Annotated in this window: 20 protein-coding genes; 3 read left to right on the forward strand and 17 right to left on the reverse strand. The window is 68.8% G+C overall.

Features of this window, described 5'->3' with window-relative positions; all coding sequences use genetic code 11:
• Positions 1-51 precede the first annotated feature (51 nt).
• The 4 genes from DJ81_RS07865 to alaS all read right to left on the reverse strand — a co-directional run bounded on the left by DJ81_RS07865 (position 52) and on the right by alaS (position 6,466).
• Positions 52-1,950, reverse strand: a complete 1,899-nt coding sequence (locus tag DJ81_RS07865) for a PINc/VapC family ATPase (RefSeq protein ID WP_094525397.1) — start codon at positions 1,948-1,950, stop codon at positions 52-54.
• Positions 1,951-2,049: 99 nt separating this feature from the next.
• A complete protein-coding gene (locus DJ81_RS07870; protein WP_094525396.1) occupies positions 2,050-2,766 on the reverse strand; it encodes a type 1 glutamine amidotransferase in 717 nt (238 codons plus the stop codon).
• A 94-nt stretch (positions 2,767-2,860) separates the two neighbouring features.
• Positions 2,861-3,667, reverse strand: coding sequence for an alpha/beta fold hydrolase (locus tag DJ81_RS07875; protein WP_094589210.1), 807 nt, complete (start codon positions 3,665-3,667; stop codon positions 2,861-2,863).
• Positions 3,668-3,685: 18 nt separating this feature from the next.
• A complete protein-coding gene (alaS, locus tag DJ81_RS07880) occupies positions 3,686-6,466 on the reverse strand; it encodes an alanine--tRNA ligase (RefSeq protein WP_094525394.1) in 2,781 nt (926 codons plus the stop codon).
• A 138-nt stretch (positions 6,467-6,604) separates the two neighbouring features.
• Between alaS and DJ81_RS07885 the strand changes: the two genes are divergently transcribed.
• The 3 genes from DJ81_RS07885 (at position 6,605) to DJ81_RS07895 (ending at position 9,123) form a co-directional block, all read left to right on the forward strand.
• A complete protein-coding gene (locus DJ81_RS07885; RefSeq protein WP_094589212.1) occupies positions 6,605-8,503 on the forward strand; it encodes an ATP-binding protein in 1,899 nt (632 codons plus the stop codon).
• Between the two features lie 108 nt (positions 8,504-8,611).
• A complete protein-coding gene (gene srp19, locus DJ81_RS07890) occupies positions 8,612-8,890 on the forward strand; it encodes a signal recognition particle subunit SRP19 (RefSeq protein ID WP_094525392.1) in 279 nt (92 codons plus the stop codon).
• A 2-nt stretch (positions 8,891-8,892) separates the two neighbouring features.
• The gene (locus DJ81_RS07895) at positions 8,893-9,123 is read left to right on the forward strand and encodes an H/ACA ribonucleoprotein complex subunit GAR1 (protein WP_094526644.1); all 231 of its coding nucleotides are present in this window, start codon (positions 8,893-8,895) and stop codon (positions 9,121-9,123) included.
• A gap of 1 nt (position 9,124) precedes the next feature.
• On the opposite strand, the gene DJ81_RS07900 is transcribed toward DJ81_RS07895, so the two are convergent.
• The 13 genes from DJ81_RS07900 to purE all read right to left on the reverse strand — a co-directional run bounded on the left by DJ81_RS07900 (position 9,125) and on the right by purE (position 20,794).
• Entirely contained in the window at positions 9,125-9,481 is a 357-nt protein-coding gene (locus tag DJ81_RS07900; RefSeq protein WP_094589214.1) for a hypothetical protein, read from the reverse strand.
• Positions 9,482-9,574: 93 nt separating this feature from the next.
• Positions 9,575-11,107, reverse strand: a complete 1,533-nt coding sequence (locus DJ81_RS07905; protein WP_094525389.1) for an NADH-quinone oxidoreductase subunit N — start codon at positions 11,105-11,107, stop codon at positions 9,575-9,577.
• A complete protein-coding gene (locus DJ81_RS07910) occupies positions 11,100-12,632 on the reverse strand; it encodes a NuoM family protein (RefSeq protein WP_170938272.1) in 1,533 nt (510 codons plus the stop codon). Before DJ81_RS07910 ends, DJ81_RS07905 begins: the two co-directional genes overlap by 8 nt.
• Positions 12,629-14,671, reverse strand: coding sequence for an NADH-quinone oxidoreductase subunit L (gene nuoL / locus DJ81_RS07915; protein WP_094589215.1), 2,043 nt, complete (start codon positions 14,669-14,671; stop codon positions 12,629-12,631). Before nuoL ends, DJ81_RS07910 begins: the two co-directional genes overlap by 4 nt.
• A 1-nt stretch (position 14,672) precedes the next feature.
• Positions 14,673-14,993 carry an NADH-quinone oxidoreductase subunit NuoK gene (gene nuoK, locus DJ81_RS07920; RefSeq protein ID WP_008004452.1) on the reverse strand — a complete coding sequence of 107 codons (321 nt, stop codon included), beginning with the start codon at positions 14,991-14,993 and terminating at the stop codon, positions 14,673-14,675.
• Positions 14,993-15,352, reverse strand: coding sequence for a hypothetical protein (locus DJ81_RS07925; protein WP_094525387.1), 360 nt, complete (start codon positions 15,350-15,352; stop codon positions 14,993-14,995). Before DJ81_RS07925 ends, nuoK begins: the two co-directional genes overlap by 1 nt.
• On the reverse strand, positions 15,349-15,615 hold the full coding sequence (locus DJ81_RS07930; protein ID WP_094525386.1) for an NADH-quinone oxidoreductase subunit J: 267 nt from the start codon (positions 15,613-15,615) through the stop codon (positions 15,349-15,351). Before DJ81_RS07930 ends, DJ81_RS07925 begins: the two co-directional genes overlap by 4 nt.
• 49 nt (positions 15,616-15,664) lie before the next feature.
• Entirely contained in the window at positions 15,665-16,126 is a 462-nt protein-coding gene (locus DJ81_RS07935) for an NADH-quinone oxidoreductase subunit I (RefSeq protein WP_006113010.1), read from the reverse strand.
• Position 16,127: 1 nt separating this feature from the next.
• Positions 16,128-17,201: an NADH-quinone oxidoreductase subunit H gene (locus tag DJ81_RS07940; protein ID WP_094525385.1), complete on the reverse strand. Its 1,074-nt coding sequence runs from the start codon at positions 17,199-17,201 to the stop codon at positions 16,128-16,130.
• Positions 17,201-18,865, reverse strand: coding sequence for an NADH-quinone oxidoreductase subunit D (locus tag DJ81_RS07945; protein WP_094589216.1), 1,665 nt, complete (start codon positions 18,863-18,865; stop codon positions 17,201-17,203). Before DJ81_RS07945 ends, DJ81_RS07940 begins: the two co-directional genes overlap by 1 nt.
• The gene (locus DJ81_RS07950; RefSeq protein WP_094525383.1) at positions 18,862-19,560 is read right to left on the reverse strand and encodes an NADH-quinone oxidoreductase subunit B; all 699 of its coding nucleotides are present in this window, start codon (positions 19,558-19,560) and stop codon (positions 18,862-18,864) included. The genes DJ81_RS07945 and DJ81_RS07950 overlap by 4 nt, the downstream gene beginning before the upstream one ends.
• Positions 19,560-19,976: an NADH-quinone oxidoreductase subunit A gene (locus tag DJ81_RS07955; protein ID WP_092562085.1), complete on the reverse strand. Its 417-nt coding sequence runs from the start codon at positions 19,974-19,976 to the stop codon at positions 19,560-19,562. Before DJ81_RS07955 ends, DJ81_RS07950 begins: the two co-directional genes overlap by 1 nt.
• A gap of 200 nt (positions 19,977-20,176) precedes the next feature.
• Positions 20,177-20,794 (reverse strand): 5-(carboxyamino)imidazole ribonucleotide mutase, encoded by a 618-nt coding sequence (gene purE / locus DJ81_RS07960; RefSeq protein WP_094525382.1) that lies wholly within the window; start codon positions 20,792-20,794, stop codon positions 20,177-20,179.
• Between the last annotated feature and the right edge of the window lie 54 nt (positions 20,795-20,848).

Raw genomic sequence — 20,848 nt, forward strand, 5'->3', positions numbered from 1 at the left:
GGAGTCGAACGACGCCGATATCGGCGGGCGAGACGCGGCGTATCGGCCGCGTCAGCGAGCCGGAACGACCGTCACGGTTCGCTTGCGGTCGATCGCGTCCTCCAACTCCTCGGCGATGGCCGAGCCGCGGGACACCTGCACCTCGCCGCCGCGCCCCACGGTGGCGGTGAACAGGTACTCGCCGTCCGCGCGCACCTCCACCGTCTCGCCGACGCCGTCGTCGACGTCGATGACGACGTGCCGGGACGTGATCTCCGGCTGGACGACGGTGCCGCGCTCCTCGCCGACCTGTCCGCCTCGGCCGTCTCCCCCTCCGGCCGCGCCGCGGCTGCCGGCACCGGTGCCGCGCGAATCCTCCGGCTTCTCGTCGTGGGTGCGGACGTCGATCTCGATGCCGAGCCGGTTCTCGATGTCGCTGATGCGGCCGCCCCCCTTGCCGATGACGGTGCCGATGTCGCCCTCGGAGACGTACACGACCGCCTCGTCGTTCCCCCTGAGCTCGACGTCGACGTGGCCGTGCGCGACCGAGCGGATCTCGCGTTCGATCTCCTGTTTGGCGATGCGACCGACGCCGGTCTCGCTCTCGCCTTCGCCGTCCTCGTCGTTCAGCGGGACCGTGACGACCTGTCGGTTGAACGTGTAGATCTCGTACTCCGGACGGCCGGTCTCGAAGTTCGACACCTGGATGACCGGGCGGGCGAGGTCCTCGGCGGTGAGTCCGGCGGGCACCTTCACCTCGGTCGTCACGTCGTAGACCGTGTGGACCTCGCCGGCCTCGATGTACACCACGGTGTCGACGATCTGGGGGATCATCCCCAGCTCGACGCGGCCGACGAGCCGCTGGAGCGCGTCGATGGCGCGGGAGGCGTGGACGACGCCGACCATCCCGACGCCTGCCATCCGCATGTCGGAGAACACCTCGAAGTCGTTCGTCTTCCGCACCTCGTCGTAGATGGTGTAGTCGGGGCGGACTAAGAGGAGCGAGTCAGCCGTGTTCTCCATCTCGCCGCCGAGGGCGCCGTACTGGGTGATCTCCGGGCCGACCTGGAGGTCGCGCGGCTTCTCCATCGTCTTCACGGCGTAATCGCTGTCGTTGAGGAACTCCGCGACCGCCTGCGCGAACGTCGACTTCCCGGCGCCGGGCGACCCGGAGATCAGGACGCCGCGCTTCCGCTCTTTGAACCGCTCGCGGAGCTCGTCGGCGAACTCGTAGTCGTCGAGCGTCGTCTTCGCGATCGGGCGGACCGCCGTGACCTCGATCCCGTCCGCGAACGGCGGTCGCGCGACCGCGATCCGGTAGTTCCTGAACTGGACGATGTCCATGCCGTCGTCGGAGAGCTCGATGAACCCCTCGTTGGACTGGCGGGCCAAGTCGACGATGGCGGTCGCCCACTCGTCCATCTGCGCCTCGCTCGTCGGCTCCTCGTCGATGATCTCGTACCGCATCTCGCCGAGGGCACCGCGCTTCGCCTTCGGCTTCGTCCCCGTCTTGAGGTGGACCGACATCGTCTCGTCGGTGAAGAACTCCTGAATCGGAAGCTCGTCGACGACGCCGCGGGCGACCGGCTCGACGTACTCGACGTCGATCCCCTTCGCGCGGGCGACCTCCGCCTGGACGATGTCGCTCGAGAGGAGCGTCGCGTCGTGGTCGGCCGCGATGTCGCGGATCAGGGCGTCGACGTCGCCCTCGTGGGCGTGCGATCGGGCGTCCCCGTCGGCGCGCTCGCCGACGTACCGGAGCTCGATCGTCCCCTCGTCGGCGAGGTCGGCGAGGCGCTTGAGCTCGCTCAGGCCGTCCCACCCCGACTCCAGCCCGTCGTTCGCCTGCGACTCCAGCTCTCCGACGACGGCCTCGGGGACGAGGACCGTCGCCCCCTCGTAGGTTCCGTCCGCGACGCGTTCGGACACGCGGCCGTCGACGACCGCACTGGTGTCCGGTACTACGTTCATACCGTGGTTCCGGGCGGGAGCGGTATAAGCGTGTTCGACCCGCGCGGCGTCCCGCTTTGCAGGGCCGAACCAGCGCCGCGGCCGCCGGGGCGCGACCGCTCAGTCGTCGGCCGCCGCCCGCGACTCGCGCTCCGATCGCAGCCGCCGGGCGTACTCGGTGAAGTTGTCGAACAGGCCCTTCACCTCGCAGGCGGCCTCGTGCGCCGACGGGGTGATGCCGTCGAGAACGGCGTCGACCCGGGCGTCGCCGAGCCGCTCGCGTTTCCCCTCGGTGACCTCGCGGGCGGTGTCGACGTCGTACTCCGGGTGGAACTGCACGCCCCAGCAGTGGCCGTCGCGGAAGGCGTGGACGCCGTGGTCGTTCTCGGCGAGCAGCGTCGCGCTCGGCGGGAGGTCGATCACCGCGTCGCCGTGGGTGGTGAACGCCGTGAACTCCTCGTCGATCCCGTCGAACAGCTCGTCGTCGCCGCGCCGACGCACGGCGTTGTACCCGATCTCGAAGCCGTCCATCCCCGCCACGCGCCCGCCGAGCGCCTCCGCGAGCACCTGGTGACCGTAACAGACGCCGAGCACCGGGACGCCGGCCTCGGCGGCGTCCGCGACGTAGTCCACGAGCGCGGGGATCCACGCCTCGTCCCAGTAGACCGACGACCGCGAGCCGGTGACCACCACGCCGTCGAAGTCGGTGTGGTCGGGAAGGTGTCCGTCGACCGCGTCGAACTCGACGAGGTCGGCGTCGAGCTCCCGTCGGAAGTTCCGCCGGGTGTCGGCGCCGTCGTGGGCCGCGTTCAGCAGGGCGAACCGAAGCCGTGTCATTGCCCGCACCGAGGCGGGACGGACGCAAAACGGTTGCGGCGGCGGGAAGCGCTACCGGCGTCCGGGAGGGGTCGATCCGAGGGGACCGAACGGGTCACCCGGAGAGCGGGTCGGCGCCGTGCTCCGCGAGCCACCCGGCCAGCGCGTCGTTGACCGCGGCCGACGCCTCGACGCCGACGAAGTGCCGCGCGCCCTCGACCACGTGGAGCTTGCCGCGGGGGAGCCCCTCCGCGAGCGTCTTCGCCGCCGACACCGGACAGACGGCGTCGTCGGTCCCGTGGACGACGAGCGTCGGCGTCGTGACCTCGTAGAGCCGGTCGGCGACGTCGAACGATTCGACGGCCGCGCGGTGCGCCTCGAACGTCTCGCGGTCGGCGTCCTCGGCGAGCCGCCACTCGGCGATCCGCGGGAGCGCGTCGGGGTGCGCCTCGCGGAAGTCGACGGAGAGCAGGCCGTGGAGGGATCCCTCCACCGCCGCCGGGTCGGTGGGATCGGCCCACACGCCGTCGGGGTTGTAAGCGTCGCCCGCGGGCGGCGTGCCGACGACCGTCAGGCTCGCCGGGCGCGAGGAGGCGAGCGCGGCCGTGAGCGCGACCATCCCGCCGAGGCCGTATCCGACGAGGTGGGCGTTCCGGATCCCCTCCGCGGCGCATACCGCGTCGACATCGGCGGCGAGGTCTTCGACCGCGTACGGGCCGGGCGGCGCGTCGGACCGGCCGACCCCGCGCGTCTCGGGCGTTATCACCGTGTGCGGCCCCGCCAGCGCGGCGTGCTGCCAGCCGAACTGCCAGGCGCCGAGCCCGACGTCGCCGCAGAACACGACCGCCTCGTCGGGATCGCCCGCGTCCGGCGCGTCGACCTCGTAGCGGACCGAGACGCCGCCGTTGTTCGCGTGTGGCATGGTGAACTCGCGGGTGGGTTAGGCCTCTTGGAGGCTCCGAAGCACGTCCGGCGCCGCCGCGAGCGCGTCGTCGAGGGCGTCGACGTCGGGGCCCCCGCCCTGCGCGAAGTCCGGGGGTCCGCCGCCGCCGCCGCCCACGCGGCCGGCGAGGTCGGCGACGACCTGTCCAGCGTTGACGTCGACGCCGTCGGGGACGCCGACGACGAAGCTCGCGGAGCCGTCCGCCCCGCTCCCGACGACCGCGACCTTCCCGTCGTCGACGTGCGCGTTCGCGGTCGCGCGCAGTTCGTCGGCGTCGCCGTCGAGCCGCTGGATCACGGCCGCGGCACCGCCCACGTCGACCTCCTCGGCGTCGGCGCCGCCGGAGGCCCGCGCGGCGGCGAGCTCCTCTTTCAGCGACTCGATCTCCTTGCCGCGCGCCTTCCACTCCTCGAAGAACCGCTCGGCCGTCTCGGGGATGTCGAGCGGGTCGACGTCGAGCACGCTCGCGGCGTCGTACAGCGCGTCCTCCGTGCGCTGGGTCGCCTCGATCGCCGCGCCGCCCGCGGCGAATACGATCCGCTCGACGCCGTCCTGGACGGGTTCCGTCTTCAGCACTTTGACGGCGCCGATCTCGCCCGTCCGGTCGACGTGAGTGCCCGCGCACGCCTGCACGTCAGCGTCGCCGACGTGGATCAGCCGGACGTTCGTTCCCGGCGGGACACCCCCCTGATAGAGGTCGAAGCCGTGTTCGGCCTCGGCCTCGTTGCGGTCGGGCCACTCCTGGCGCACGGGCACGTCGTCGCGGACGAGCTCGTTGGCGACGCGCTCGATCCGCTTGACGTCCTCGCGGGTGATCCGCTCGTAGTGGCGGACGTCGAGCCGCGAGGAGTCGATCCCCTTCTGCGCGCCGGCCTGCCGGACGTGTTCGCCGAGCACCTCGCGGGCGGCGTGGCCGATCAGGTGCGTCGCCGTGTGGTGCGCGCGGAGTCGGTCGCGGCGGTCGCCGTCTACCTGGCCCTTGACGAACTCCCCCTTGCCGGGGTCGGCGTCGGTTCGATGGAGCACGACGCCACCTTCCTCCTGCACGTCGACGACGTCGACCGTCGTCTCGCCGGCGGTGAGCTGCCCGCGATCGGCGGGCTGGCCGCCGCCCTCGGGGTAGAACATCGTCTGGTCCAAGACGACGTCGTAGCCGTCCTCGCGCTCGAAGACGTCGAGGACGACGGCCTCGAACTCGGTTCGGCCCTGGTCGTCGTAGAACAGCTTCTCCGTCTCCGGGAGGTCGCCGAGCCGCTCGTCGGCCGCGTCTTCCGCCTCGTCGGCGTCCGCCTCCTCGTGGCGGTCGGCGACGAGCCCGTAGAAGTCGTCCGGCACGTCGACCGTCGCGCCCCGCTCGGCCGCGATGTCGGCGACCATGTCCGGCTGGATCCCGTGGGAGTCGTACAGCTCGAGGAGCGTCTCGGTCGGGATCGGTTCGCCGGTGCCGGCGTACTCGTCGGCGAGCGACTCCACCTTGCGGGAGCCGCGTTCGAGCGTCTCGCGGTACTTCCGCTCCTCGGTGCGGACGATCTCGCGGATCGTGTCGCGGTTCTCGTAGCCGAGGCGCTCGGCCTGCATGTCGACGAGCTCGTCGAGCGGGGCGTCGACGTCGACCTCGTCGACGAGCCGCTTCGTCCGCCGGAGCACCATCCGGGCGAGGTAGCCAGTGCCGACGTTCGAGGGGACGATCCCGTCGCCGAACATGTACGCGAGCGTCCGCGAGTGGTCGGCGATCGCGTAGATGGATTCGAGGGGCTCGACGAGCTCGCGGAGCCGGTCGACGTCGACGTCGAGCCGGTCGGCGATCTCGCCGCGCGCGTCTTCCACGTCGTCGACGTCGTCGATGTCGAGCCGACCGGAGAGCTTCGCGGCGCGGTGGACGAGCGCCTGCTCTTCCTCCGTGTGCTCGATCCCCGCGTTCTCCTTCAGGAAGTCGATCGCGTCGGGGTAGACGGCCTCGTACACGGTCGCCGTCCCCTGGCTCATCCACGTCCACCGCTCGAGCCCGTACCCGGTGTCGACGATGTACGTGTCCATGAACGAGTACGTGTTCCCGTCCTTCATTTCGTAGTCGCCGTCCGGGTCCCGCTCCATGCACATGAAGACGAGCGTCGCCAGCTCGGCGCCCTTGTAGATGACCTCGATCGCCGGCCCGGCGTTGCCGCCGCCGACCCACGGGTCCTCGATATAGGTGATCTCGTCCAGATCGGCGCCGAGGCTCTCGAACAGCTCGTCGCAGTACGCGACCGTCTCGTCCTTCCAGTACACCTCGCCGTGGTAGGCGTACTCGCCCTCGTCGACCTCCTCGCGCGTGTTGAACGCGTGGTGGGCCATCATCTCGAACGCCATCGTGTGCCGGCCGGTCTTGCCGACGTTGTCGATGTCCTGCATCCGGATGCACGGCTGCGAGATGGTGAGGGGGTTCGCCGGCGGCGGGGTCTGCCCCGAGGTGACGAGCGGCTGGAAGTCGTAGATCGACGCCTGCGTCAGGAGGACGTCGTCGCGCCAGCGGTTCGCCGCGACCGGGTACGGGTCGATCCGCTCGTGGCCGTGTTCCTCGAAGAATGAGAGGAACGCCTCCCGCATCTCGGACAGCGACCGCGGCTCCGGGAAGCCGGGGTCGTCGATGAAGCTGTAGTCCTCGCAGGGCGGCTCCCCGCAGAGTTCGCGGTCGCCGTCTCGGGTCCAGAAGTGCGCGCCGCAGGAGGTGCACTCCTTCCGGACGAACCCTTCCTCCTCGAAGTAGTCGAGACGGTACTCCGCTTCGAGATCGCTCATTACAGGAACGTGACCCGTGTTCGTGCAAAAGGGTTCCGGGGTGGGTCGCGCCGGGTCGGCGGCCCGCGAGTCGGGGCGTCTCGAGCTCCCCCGACGAAGGGAATACTTATCATCGCGTCGACCCGTTACCGGAGCACAGTGAACGCCGCGCCGAGCGAAAGACCGGTGGTACTGGTCCTCGCTACCGATGCTCACATCTCAGCCGATCTCCCCGACGACGCGACAGCGCGATCCGCAGAGCCGAACGAGGTCGACGAGGAGAGCCTGCGCGACGTCGACCTCGCGGTCGTCAGCGACGCCGCCGGGCTCGCTCGCGTCCGCGACGGCCGCGAGTCCCTCCCGGTCGTCGCCCTCGTAGACGACCCGGCCGGTGACGTGGCGACGGCCCCGACCGTCGACGCCGTGTCGACGACGACCGCCGACGTGGCGGCGACCGTCCGGTGGCTCCTCGCGCGCGACGGGTCAGTCCGGTCCGATCCGTCCCGACCGCCCTCGCGGGTCGAGCGACTCAACGCCGGGGCGACGCGACTCGCGTCGGTCCGGTCCGTGGAGGAAACGCACCGGGCCGCGATCGCCGTCGCGGACGAGGTGTTCCCGCCGCACCACTGCCTCGTCGGCGTGCGCGACGGGAAGTGGATCGAGCCGATCGCGGCCTCGGCCGAGGTTCCGATCGAGGACTGCAACCGCGTCCGAGTCGGGAGCGGGGCCGCCGGGACCGTCGCGGTGACCGGCGAACCGGTCGTGGAACCGAATCCGAACGCCGAGAGCCCGTACGACACGGTTCTCACCCTTCCCGTCGGCGACGACACGGTCTTCCAACTGGTGACGGACGACCCGGACGGGTTCAGCGAGGCCGATCGACGCCTCGCCGGACTGCTCGCTTCTCACGTCGAGGAGACCCTCGATCGGATCCGGGCCGACGAGGCGCTCCGGAGCGAGCGCGACCGCCTGCTCGCGCTGTTCTCGAACGTCCCGGACCCCGCGGTCGCGTACGATTACGTCGACGGCGAACCGGTCGTCCACCGGGTCAACGACGCCTTCGAGGAGACGTTCGGCTACGACGCGGAGGCAGTCGGGGGCGAGTCCCTCGACGACTACATCGTCCCGGTTGAGGACGGCGCGGTCGAGGAGGCAATCGACCTCAACGAGCGGCTCCAACGCGGCGAGAACGTCCGGCGAGAGGTGACCCGGAAGACGGCGGACGGACTCCGCCACTTCATCCTGCACGTCATCCCGATCCGGCTCGACGCGGAGAACGCCTCCGGGTACGCGATTTACACGGACGTCACGGACCGGCGCGAGCGCGAGGCCACCCTCCGGGAGCAGAACGAGCGGCTCGACGAGTTCGCGAGCATCGTCTCGCACGACCTCCGGAACCCGCTCGGCGTCGCGCAGGGGTACGTCGAGCTCGCGAGCGACACCGGCGACACGGCTCACCTCCCCAAGGCGGGCGAGGCGCTGGAGCGGATGGGCGAGCTCGTCGACGACCTGCTCTCGCTGGCCAGACAGGGCCGGTCGGTCGGCGAGACGGAGCGCGCCTCGATCGCGGCGCTCGCGAGAGACGCCTGGGCGAGCGTCGACACCGGCGGGGCCGAGCTGGTCGTGGAAGGGGACGTGACCCTCGACGCTGACCCCGCCAGAACGCGCGAGCTCTTCGAGAACGTGTTCCGGAACAGCGTCGAGCACGGCCCGACTGACGGCCGGGCGGAGCCCGGCGAGAGCGTCGAACTCGGGTCCGCCGGCGGCCGACCGACCACCGTCGACGACGGGTGCGCTGCGGAGGACCTCACCGTCCGCGTGGGCGAGGCCTCGCCCCGATCGGACGGCGACGGAGGGACCGGGTTCTTCGTCGAGGACGACGGCTGCGGACTCCCCGAGGAGACGGAGCGCGTGTTCGACACCGGCTTCACGACGGACGAGGACGGGACCGGCCTCGGGCTCGCGATCAGCGAACGTATCGCCGAGGCTCACGGGTGGGAGGCGCGCGCGGTGACCGGCGAGTCCGGCGGCGCAAGATTCGAGTTCAGAACGTCGTAACCGGGTGCCACGACGCCGGTGCGGGACCGCGGCCGCGACGCGGGTCGCCCGGCGTCTGCGGCCGCGCGGGTCCGAAACGACCTTAGGCCGCGCGCTCGCCTCTCCGGTATGGTCGAGAACGTCGTCTATCCCGCGTACTTCGACGCCGAGCGGTCGCGCTCGGAGGGCCGCCGCGTGCCGGCGGACCTCGCGATCTCCGAGCCCACCGTCGACGAGATCGCTAAGGCGGTCCAGCAAGTCGGCTACGACGCTGTGATCGAGCGCGACAAGACGTACTCACGCGAGTTCGAGCCGCGGGGCGCGGTCGTCGTGCGCGGCACCGAAGACACCGCGAAGAACGACCTCGTGCAGGCGGTCGCCGCCTACCTCGGGGTCATCCGCGAGTGACGATGCGGCGAGTCGGTACCGTGGTCCGCACCGCCGGGGGGCTCGCGATCGCCCGCGGCGACCGCGGCGAGGAGCCGCCGCGGATCGGCTCGGCCGTCGTCGACGAGTCGCTCTCGACGGTCGGCCGCGTCGTCGACGTTTTCGGCCCAGTCGACCGGCCGTACGTGGCCGTCACCCCGAACGACGGCGACGGGCTCGCGGCGCTCGTCGGCGGGAAGCTGTACGCGCGCTGACTCAATCTCCGGCCGCTGCCTCCCCGTCCTCGGCTACAGCCTCCCCGTCTCCGGCCGCTGCCTCGTCCTCGCCGACCGTCGCTTCCCCCTCCACGACGTCGAAGTCGGCCAGTGTCTTCGTCGAGCGGACGAGCCGCTCCGAGACGATCAACTTCTCCGTGCGGTCCAGCCGCGCCCAGTCGAGCTCCGCGGGCGGCGACTCCTCGAACGCGCGGAACTGCTGAAACACCGCGTCGTTGACGAACCGCTCGAACGAGCCGCAGTTCGGACACGTCACCGAGAGGTGCGACGTGTCGAACTCCCGGCTCACGGTGTGATCCAGACAGTTCAGACAGCGGTACGTCCGATTCCTACTCATACTGGATATTAACACTGGACGCGGGAATACCTGCGGTTACCGGACGGCTGATCGATCGGAAAAAACGAAAAGCGGGCGCGAACCGCGACGCCGCTAGAACAGCGCCGACGCGGCGGCCTCGGCGGTCTCGATGACCGGGCCGAAGCCGGGTAACAGCAGCACCGTCGCGACCGCCGCGAAGACGACCGCGGCGTACAGCGCCGTCGGCCGCACGTCGATCGTGTCCAGCGCGGTCGGCGACGCGGGATCGTCGATGAACAGCGCCTTCACGACCCGGCTGTAGTAGTACAGCGAGATCACGCTGTTGACGGCGCCGATCGCCGCTAGCCACAGGAAGCCGTTGTCGATGGCTCCCATGAACAGGAAGTACTTCGAGAAGAACCCGGCGAACGGCGGGAGCCCGGCCAGCGAGAACATGAACACGGCCATCGCCGTCGAGGCGACGGGCGCGCGTTTGGCCAGCCCGGCGTAGTCCTCGAAGGTCCGGCCGACGCCCCACCGCTCCGCCATCGCGACGAAGAGGAACGCGCCGGTGTTCATGAAGCCGTAGACGAGCAGGTGCGCCATCGCCGCGCCCATCACGGCGCCGTTACCGCTCCCGTCCGCGGAGAGCGCCGCGACGCCGATGAGCGCGTAGCCGGCGTGGCCGATCGAGGAGTACGCGAGCATCCGCTTGACTTCCTCTTGGACGGCCGCCGCGAAGTTCCCCAGCGTCATCGTCACAGCCGCCAGGATCCCGAAGGCGAGCACCCAGTTGATGTCGGCCGCCAGCGACGCGCCGACCGGGAACGCCTCGGTGAACACGCGGAACGCGACCACGAAGCCGGCCGCCTTCGACGCCGACGAGAGGAACGCGCTCACGGGTGCTGGCGCGCCCTCGTACGCTTCCGGCGCCCAGAAGTGGAACGGGACGGAAGCGGTCTTGAACGCGACGCCGCCGAGGATCATCACGATCCCGAGGCCGGCGATCCCGCTTCGGCTGCCGATCCCGTCGGCGTCGGAGGCGATATCGCCGAGGACGCCGGCGACCTCGCCGAGCATCAGCGACCCCGTCGCCGCGTACACCAGCGAGATGCCGAACAGGAAGATCGCCGAGGAGAGCGCTCCGACGAGGAAGTACTTCAGCCCCGCCTCGACGCTCCCGCGGTTCTGCTTCAGGAACGCGACGAGCACGTACGACGGCAGCGACACCATCTCCAAGGCGACGAACACGACCGCGAGCGAGTTCGCGACCGCGAGTAGCGACATGCCCGTCGCCGCGAACAGCGTCAGCGAGTAGAACGTCGCCGGGTTCGGGTGGTCGTGGAAGTAGTCGTGGGCCGCGACGACGACGAGCGACGTCACGGACGCGAAGATGGCCGTGAAGAACAGCCCAAGCGTGTCCACCTTGACCGCGTCGGCGAACAGCAGGATCGCGCCGCCGGTGTCGCCGCTCCCGGTCCCGGAGGCGACGAACCAGACCGTCGCGGCCAGCGATGCCAGCGCGCCGAGCGCGCTCACGACCGCCATCGAAGTGTTCGACCGCGTGTCGGGACGGAGCGTGTCGACGAGCAGCAGCGCGAGTCCGGTGAACCCGAGCAGCAGCACCGGCAGCAACGCCGTCACCTGCGGGAGCGAGTTAACCATCGATGCTCACCCCCTCGACCACGGGAACGGCGGCGTCACGGATCATCTCGAAGAAGATGTCGGGGGCGACGCCCAGCACGATGATCGCCACCAGCAGGACCGCAAGCGGGGCGACGTCGTGGAACGGCGCGGGACCGACCTCGTAGTCGGTTGAGAGCTCGAACGGCCCGAATAGCGTGCTCTGCATCGCCGACAACAGGTAGCCGGCGACGATGACGATGCCGAACATCGCGAGCGCCGTGAACAGCGGCGCGTACGGGAGCGCCGGCGCGGAGAACGACCCCACGAAGATGAAGAACTCACCGGCGAAGCCGGCCATCAGAGGCAGTCCCATGTAGCCGAACGCGCCGGCGACGAGGATGCCGACCGTGACCGGCATCCGGTCGGCCATCCCCGCCATGTCGCCGACCATCCGCGTGTGGGTCGCGTTGTAGACGACGCCGACCGCCATGAACATCAGCCCCGAGATGAGGCCGTGCGCGACCATCTGGAACGTCGCGCCGCCGACGCCGTACTCGGTGAACACGACGAGCCCGAGGATGACGTACCCCATCGACGAGACGGAGGAGTAGGCGACGATGCGCTTGAGGTCCTTCTGTGCGAGCGCCAGCATCGCACCGTAGATGACGCTGATGACGGCGATCGCGGCGATCGGGACCGCGAGCGCGGACGCCTGCTCCGGGAGCATCGTGAAGTTGAACCGGAGCAGCGCGTACGTCCCCATCTTCAGGAGGACGCCCGCCAGGAGCACCGACACAGGGGTCGGCGCCTCGACGTGGGCGTCCGGCAGCCACGTGTGTACCGGAACGATCGGGACCTTCACCGCGAAGCCGGCGAACATCGCGAGGAACGCGACCATCGCGATCCGGTCCGGCGAGATGCCGAACCAGGTTCCGAGTCCGCCGTCGGCGATCGCGCCGGTGATCTCCGGGAGCGCGAACGAGGTCACGGAGTCGCCGAGCGCGAACGTCAGCGACATGAACCCGATGAACATCAGCAGCGACGCCGCGTTCGTGTAGACGAAGAACTTGATCGCGGCGTACTTCCGGCGCGGGCCGCCCCAGACGCCGATGAGGAAGTACATCGGGACGAGGACGGCCTCCCAGAAGACGAACCAGAGGAAGAAGTCCAGCGCCGTGAAGACGCCGAGGAGGTTCGCCTCCATGAACAGCATGAGCCCGTAGAACTGGCTCTGGCGCGAGTCGATCGGCGTCCACGCGCTGACTATCGCCAGCGGGACGAGGAACGTCGTCAACACGACGAGCGGGAGGCTGATGCCGTCCAGCCCGACGAACCACGAGACCGAGCGGCCGCCGACTTCGAGCCACTCGATCTGGGTCTGGTAGGCGATGTCGCCGCCCGTGAGAGCGTTTCCGGAGCCGTTGAACCCGGACCAGAGGTACAGCGATCCCGCGAACGGGATCAGGCTCAGCGCGAACGCGAGCCGGCCCGCCCACTCGTTCGGCGAGAGGAGGACGACGAGCGCGCTCACGAAGACGACCGCGATGAGCGCTTCGAGTATCACAGGAACCACCCCCCGGTGACGCCGAGCACGAGAATCAGCGCGACCAGCCCCAGCGTGAGCAGCGCGGCGTACTGCGAGACGACGCCGTTCTGCACCTGCCGGATCCGGTCACCGCCGATGAGACTCACCGAGGAGACGCCGTTGACGACGCCGTCGACGATACCTTGGTCGAAGGTGTCGGCGCCGCCGGCGACGTCCTCGGTGCGATACGCGAGCCATACCTGCAGTTCGTCGAGGTAGTAGTTGTTGTACAGCACGTCTTTGATCCCGCCGAGTTTCGCCGTGTGCTCCGTCGGCGACGGAACGTTGTAGAGCCGCCACGCAACCAGCAGACCGGTCAGCGCCAGTCCGAGCGAGACGGCCGCACCGACGAGCACCGTGGCGACCTCGCCGCCGACGATGTACTCGCTACTGTACGGTCCGATGTCGCCGTAGTGGTGCGAGGAGAGCCCCTCAATTCCGCCCCAGTCGTTGTCGAGCCAGCGGTGGAGCAGGTCGATCCCCTCCAGTCCGAGGACCTTCTGGACCGGCACCATGTTAATGAGGCCGGTGACGACCGCGAGCGAGCCGAGGACCGTCAGCGGCCCCTTCACGTTCCATCGGACGGGTTCGGGGTCGCGCGCGGTGTCGGTGCGGGGCTCGCCGTGGAAGGTCAGGAAGACCATCCGGAACGTGTAGAAGGCGGTGACGGGGACCGCGAGCAGCCCCATCAGGTAGCCGCCGAACAGCAGCGGCTCGCCCGGCGCGTGGACGAGCGCCTCGTAGAGGATCTCGTCTTTCGACCAGAAGCCGGCGAACGGGAAGATGCCCGCGAGCGCCAGCGACCCGGCCAGGAAGGTGTAGTAGGTGACGGGCATCTTGTCCTTCAGCCCTCCCATGTCCCACATGTCTTCGTTGTGGTGCATCGCGATGATCACCGCGCCCGCGCCGAGGAACAGCAGGGCCTTGAAGAACGCGTGGGTGGTCAGGTGGAAGACCGCGGCCACGTAGCCGCCCGCGCCGAGCGCGAGCATCATGTAGCCGTACTGCGAGATGGTGGAGTACGCGAGGACCTGCTTCAGCTCGTCTTTGACGACGCCCATCGTCGCCGCGAACAGCGCGGTGAAGCCGCCGATGAAGGCGATGACCGCGAGCGTCGTCGGCGTCAGCGCGTAGAAGCCGTACATCCGCGCGACGAGGTAGACGCCGGCCGCGACCATCGTCGCGGCGTGGATCAGCGCGGAGACGGGCGTCGGGCCCTCCATCGCGTCGGGGAGCCACGTGTGCAGCGGGAACTGCGCCGACTTCCCGACGACGCCGCCCAGGACGAGCAGGCCGACGGCGGTGAGCCACGTCTGCAGGTCGAGTCCGCCGGGAGTCCACGCGACCGAGCCCTCGCCGGCGAGCGCCGCCTCGGCGAGGTGCGGGAACGACTCCGGCCCGGCGAACTGCGCCGTACCGAACGTTCCGATCACGGCGACGACGCCGACGAGGAAGAAGTAGTCCCCGAAGCGGGTGACGAGGAACGCCTTCTTCGCCGCCGACGGCGGGCCGGGCTGCCGGAAGTGGAACCCGATGAGCAGGTACGAGCAGAGCCCGACCAGCTCGAAGAACATGAACGCCATCAGCAGGTTGTCGGCGACGACGAAGCCGAGCATCGACGCCGTGAACAGGCCGAGACCGGCGTAGTATCGGGGGAGCCCCGTCTCGCCCTCGTCGTTCATGTACCCGAGCGAGAACACGTGCACGAGCAGCGCGACGAGCGTCACGATGACGAGCATGAGCGCCGACAGCGGGTCGACGAGGATGCCGAAGGAAAGCTCGACGTCCGTCGGGCCGACCCCGCCGGCGCTCGCCCACGTGTAGATGGTTCGATTCGCCGCCTCGCCCCCCGCGACCGTCGCGAGCACCCACAGCGAGAGCAGGAACGAGCCCGCCGTCGCCGCGATGCCGCCGAACGCGCCCCCCTTGGGGAGGTATTTGCCGGCACCGAGCGCGATCAGGAACGAGAAGAACGGGAGGAGTACGATCGCCGGAACGTATGAGAACACGTCTATCATGTTACCACCTCATCTCCGTTGGGACGGTCACGTCAGTGACCCCGAAGTTGCGGTACAGCACGAGGATGATGCCGATACCGATTGCGACCTCCGCGGCGGCGAGCGCGATGACGAACAGCGCGAACACCTGTCCCGTGAGGTCGCCGTAGTACAGCGCGAACGCGACGAAGTTGATGTTCGCCGCGTTCATCATGAGCTCGACGCTCATCAGGAAGTACAGCGCGTCGCGCCGCGTGAGCACGCCGAACAGGCCGATACAGAAGACGGCGGCCGCGAGCAGCAGGTACCACTCCGGCGGAATCGAGGAGGCGACGGCGGTCATCAGCGCTCACCTCCGTCGCGGCCGCCGTCGGTAAACGCCTGTCCCACGGCGGCGATGATCGAGCCGCCCTCCTCACGTTTCGCCAGGTACACCGCGCCGTCGACGGCGACGTCGAGGGCGACCGCGGCGATCAGGAACGCGGCGAGGAACCCCTCGGAGGGGATCGTCGCGATGTCGTACTCGCCGAGGTTGAACAGGGCGTACCCGATGTTGTGGACGACGGACGCGTCGGCCGGGAAGCCGGCACCCCCTGCGGTGAAGTCCGCCGAGAGCGCCGTCAGGGCCATCGTGACGAAGAGGAGCCCGACCACCGCGGCGGGGACGAGGCGTCCCCCGCGGCCCGAGTCGTCGTCGCTCATGCGCTATTCACCTCCGTTTCCGTCTCCGATCGCGTGAGCATCACGCCGAACGTGACTAAGATCAGGACCCCGCCCACGTAGACGAGGATCTGCATGGCGGCGATGAACTCCGCCTGCAGCATCACGTAGTGGACCGCGACGCTCGTCAGGGCACCGCCCAGCAGCAGCGCGGCGTGGAACACGTCGCGCGCTAGGACGACCCCGAGGCCGAACGCCAGCGTGACCGCGGCGAACAGCCCGAACGCGATGGTAGGATAAACCATTGTGTTTGTCTCCTATGAGAACCCCTTTGAAGATTTCGAGACGCGCCCGCTACTGGTAGTCGACCTCGCCGTCGCCCTCCCCGATCCACGCGCCGCGATCGGGGTTCCGGGACTCCAGCGGGTCGATTCCCTTGTACCACGGGACGTTCTTGAGCTGTTCTTTGTTGAACACGAAGTCGTCCTTCGTGTCCGCGGTGAACTCGAAGTTCTGCGTCAGCAGGATCGCGTCGACGGGGCAGACCTCCTCGCAGAGCCGGCAGTAGATGCACTGCCCGATGTGGAGGTTGTACTGCTCCCCGTTACGCTGGTCGTCCTGCACGATCTGAATCGTGTCGTTCGGGCAGACGTTCTCGCACTGGCGGCACCAGATGCACCGCTCCTGGCTGAACTTGTGGACCCCGCGGAATCGCGGGCTCACCTCGGGCGCGTCCTCCGGGTATTCCACCGTGAACGTCGTCCCGTCCAGCGCGTGTTTCATCGTCGTCGCCATGGATTTCATGAGTCCGATCATGTTACGCGATCACCCCCACGATTACGGCCGTGAGCACCAGGTTCGCGAACGACAGCACCAGCATTCCCTTCCAGCCGATCTCGATCAGCTGGTCGATACGGACGCGCGGCAGCGCGGAGCGGGCCCACTGCGTGAACAGGAAGAAGCCCCAGATCTTCACCACGAACCAGATGAAGCCGATGCTCTCCGGGCCCGGCCCGGAGGCGCCGCCGAGGAACGTCACGGCGAGGATCGCGCCGCCGAGGAAGATGTGCACGAACTCGCCGAGGTAGAAGAGGACGAAGTACGCGGAGGAGTACTCTGTCTGGTAGCCGGCGACGATCTCCGTCGGCGCCTCCGGGATGTCGAACGGGTTCCGGCCGATCTCGGCCATGTTCGCGGTGAGGAACAGCACGAACGCGAACGGGTTCACGAAGGCGTACCACGCCGGGATGTCGATCCCGGCGATCGTCACCAGCGTCGTCGTCTGCGCGCCGACGATACCGCTCATCTGGAGCGTGCCCGCGAATAGCACGACGGACATCGCCGTGACGATGAGCGGGATCTCGTACGCGAGGTTCTGCGCCACCGCGCGGAGCCCGCCGAGCAGCGAATACTTGTTGTTCGACGCGTAGCCCGCCATAACCAGGGATATCGAGGCGATGGAGGCGAACGCGAACACCAGCGCGAAGCCGACTTCGGGGTCGGCGAGGTGGAAGTTGATCGGGCCGAGACGACCCATCGGGATCACCGAGAAGCCGAGCAGCGCCGACGCGGGCAGGATGACCGGAGCGATGTCCCAGGAGGGACGGTCGACGCCCTCGGGAACGATGAGCTCCTTCGCCAGCAGCTGGACCGCGGACGCCGGGATGATCAGGAGGCCGAACGGCCCGACCCGGTTGACCGCGATGCGGTCGGTGAACGCCGCCGTGATCTTCCGTTTCGCCCACGGGCCGGCGACGCCGGTAAACGCGAGGACGATGTTCCCGACGACGGCCGCCGCGATCAGCGCCGCGACGACCTCGCCGAGCACGCCCGGCAACCCGAACGTCTCGGCGAGGAACTCGGGGAACAGCTGTGCGGGTGCCGTCCCCATCAGCGGTCCACCTCCCCGAGCACGATGTCGAGGCTCCCGAGCGCCGCGATGACGTCGGGGATGTACTCGCCGTTGGCCATCTCCGGCAGCGTCTGGAGGTTCGAGAAGCACGGCGACCGGATCTTGAACCGGGCCGGCTTGTCGGTGCCGTCAGAGCGGATGTAGATGCCGAGCTCGCCCTTCGCGGCCTCGACCGCCCGATAGATCTCGGCGTCGTCGTCCGGCCGCAGCGTGCGGGGGACGTTCGCCTGGATGTTGCGCTCCTCCTCGGGCCAGTCCTCGAGCAGGTCGACGCACTGCTCGATGATCTTCGCGGACTCCTCGACCTCGCGCATCCGGACGAGCAGGCGGCTGAAGTTGTCGCAGCCGTCCTCCGTGACGACGTCCCAGTCGAGTTCGTCGTAGTAGCCGTACGGGTCGTCGCGGCGCAGGTCGTAGTCGACTCCCGATCCGCGGGCGACGGGACCGGTCGCACCGTAGTTCTTCGCGACCTCCGGCGGGAGGATCCCGGTGTCGATCGTCCGCATCTGGAAGATCTCGTTGGAGGTGACGAGGTTGTGGTACTCCTCGACGGACTCCGGCAGTTGATCGAGGAAGTCCCGAGTCTTCGAGAAGAACTCCTCGCGCGGCTCCGGGAGGTCCCAGACGACGCCGCCGAGCCGGAAGTAGTTGAACATCAGCCGCTGGCCCGTCAGGTCCTCCAGCAGGTCCTGCACGCGCTCGCGGTCGTTGATCGCGTACATGAACGTCGCGGTGAAGTCGCCGTTCACGTCGAGCGCGAACGTGGCGAGCGCGAGCATGTGCGCGGCGATCCGGCACATCTCGGCGCCCATCGTCCGGATGACCTGCGCGTACTCCGGCACCTCGATCTCGGCGAGGTCCTCGGCCGCGCGGGCGTACGCCCACTCGTTGAGCAGCCCCGCCGAGATGTAGTCCCAGCGGTCGGGGTACGGCATGATCTGGTGGCGGTACGTGCCGGCTTGTGCCATCTGCTCCTCACAGCGGTGGAGGTAGCCGATGTCGGGCTCGACGTCGACGACCTGTTCGCCGTCGAGCGTCGTCTTCAGGTGGAGGACGCCGTGCGTCGCCGGGTGGTGCGGCCCGATGTTCAGGAACATCGTGTCGGACTCGGAGTCCTTGTGGTGCTCCTGCAGCGGGTTCGCGTGCTCCGGCAGCGTGGCGATCTGCGGCCGGTCCTTGTCGTAGTCCATCGACAGGGGGTGTCCCTGCCACGTCTCGGGCAGGAGGATCCGGCGCAGGTCAGGGTGGTCGTCGTACTCGACGCCGATCAGGTCGTACGCCTCCCGCTCGTGCCAGTCGGCGGTGCGGAAGACGGGCTCGGCCGACTCAGAGACCGGGTCGTCCTTGTCGGCCGGGACGACGACGCTGACCTCCTGGGTCGGGTCGTCGAACTTCTTCAGGTGGTAGATCGACTCGTAGCGGTTCTCGTACTCCTGCGCGGAGACCACCGAGAGGTGGTCGTATCCCGCCTGCTCTTTCAGGGTCGAGAGCGTCTCCTGAACGGTGTCCGGTCGGATGACGAAGCCGGGGGCGTTCAGGTGGTCGTCGCGTTTGACGACGAGGTCGCCGAGGAGCTCCTCCAGTTCGTCCGGAGTGCGCTCGAGCGCCGCGTCGTCGGTGGTGTCCGGTCGTTCGAGGCTCATGGCGAATCAGCGAAGTTGTACCGCATGACGAGTTCGTCCTCGTCGATCTGGTCGGCGAGCTTGTCGACGAGCTCGTCCCGTTCGAGGTCGGAGAACTCCTCCAGTTCGTACGGCTTGACCGTCACGGGCGCGGCCTCGCCGTTGGCGACGCGCTCCTGCAGCTTCACGACGCCGTAGACGAGCGCCTCGGGACGGGGCGGGCAGCCGGGGACGTGGATGTCGATCGGGATGACCTCCTCGGCGCCCTTGATCACGTTGTACCCCTCCTGGAACGGGCCGCCGGAGATGGTACACGAGCCCATGCCGACGACGAACTTCGGCTCGGGCATCTGGTCGTAGACGCGCTTCATCCGCGGCGCGAACTTCGAGACGATCGTCCCGGGGACGATCATCACGTCCGCCTGTCGCGGCGACGCGCGGGGGACCCCGCTCCCGAACCGGTCGAGGTCGTGTTTCACGGCGTAGGTGTGCATCATCTCGATGCTGCAGCAGGCGATGCCGAACTGCAGCATGAACATGGAGGAGCCGCGACACCAGTTCAGGAACTTGTCGAACTTGGTGAGGATGAACGGCGAGGAGCCGAACGCCTCACGGAGGCGGGAGTTAAACCGGTCTCCCTGCCCGGTCATCCGGGCGTCTCGGGTCTCCGTTACGACTTGCGATTCGTCGGTGATGAATGGTTGATCGCTGCTCATTAGTTGAGGTCACGCTCCGTTTTTCTGCTGGTCGCGCGGGGACTCCGAGCCCAGCTGATCGCCCCCGACCGCCACGCCCAGACGAGCCCGATCGCGAGGATCCCGACGAACGCCAACATCGGCCACAGCAGAGCAGTCATCGGCACGCCGGCCTGGATGGCCGGGCGGTAGATGACGGCCCACGGGAACAGTAACACGGTCTCGATGTCGAACACGACGAACAACAGCGCGACCATGTAGTACTGGATGTTGAACCGGATCTTCGTCCCGCCAGTCGGGGTCTCGCCGGACTCGTAGGTGGTGCTTTTGCCGGTCTCAGGCACGCTCGGACGGAGCAACGCCGACACTGTCATCATCCCTATCGGGATGAGCAGGCCGACGGCCGCCAAGGCGCCGATCGCTATCCAATCGCTCATATAGGTCTCCGTAACGTGCTGAGGTTTGGACCGCCCCCTCATAAGCGTTGAGTCTTCAGGGCATCGCCGCAAGGAGGCCGCAGACGACCGCGAGACCGCTCAACACCCGATCCGTCCGTGCTCGGTTCCGCGGTCGACCCGGTCGTCCGGACGCGTCCGAGACGATCCGTCGGGGGCTACTCCAGCAGACCCGTCCGAGGCTACTCCTCGTCTCGCGCGCGGAACCCGTCGATACCGAGGTCGTGGAGGTCGGCCGAGACGTCGGCGACGCCGCCTTTGAGGTCCTCGTGGTACGCGATCAGCCGCTCTTCGATGGCGTCGTGCTCGCGTGCGAGCACCTGTGCGGCCGACAGACCGGCGTTGAACGACTTCCCGGCGTCGACGGCGACGATCGGCGCCCCGGTGGGCATCCCGATCACGGAGTCCACCGACTTCTCCTGTACCGGCACCCCGATGACCGGGATCGGGTACGCGAGCGACGCGGTCATGTTCGGGAGGTCAGCGGACTTCCCGCCCGCCCCGGCGATCACCACGTCGAGGCCGCGGTCTCCGGCGGTCTCCCCGTAGGCGTACATCAACTCGGGGGTTCGATGGGCGGAGACGACGTAGCTCTCGTAGGTGAACCGGGCGTCCGGCGCCTCGTCGAAGTCGGTCTGCTCCGCGAAGCCGAGCTCGTCGAGCGCGTCGAACGCGCCTTCCATCGTCGGGAGGTCCGAGTCCGAGCCCATGATGATCCCCACGTCGGGAGTCGTTTCGGGATCGGCGTCGGACTCCGCTTCCGCTTCGAGCCGCCGGATGAGGTCCTGCACCGTTGGCATGGACGAGGGTTCGGCGGAGGGCTACAAGGAACCCTCGGATGCGGCGCAGCCGCC

Source organism: Halorubrum sp. Hd13 (assembly GCF_002252755.1).
Taxonomy (GTDB): Archaea; Halobacteriota; Halobacteria; order Halobacteriales; family Haloferacaceae; genus Halorubrum.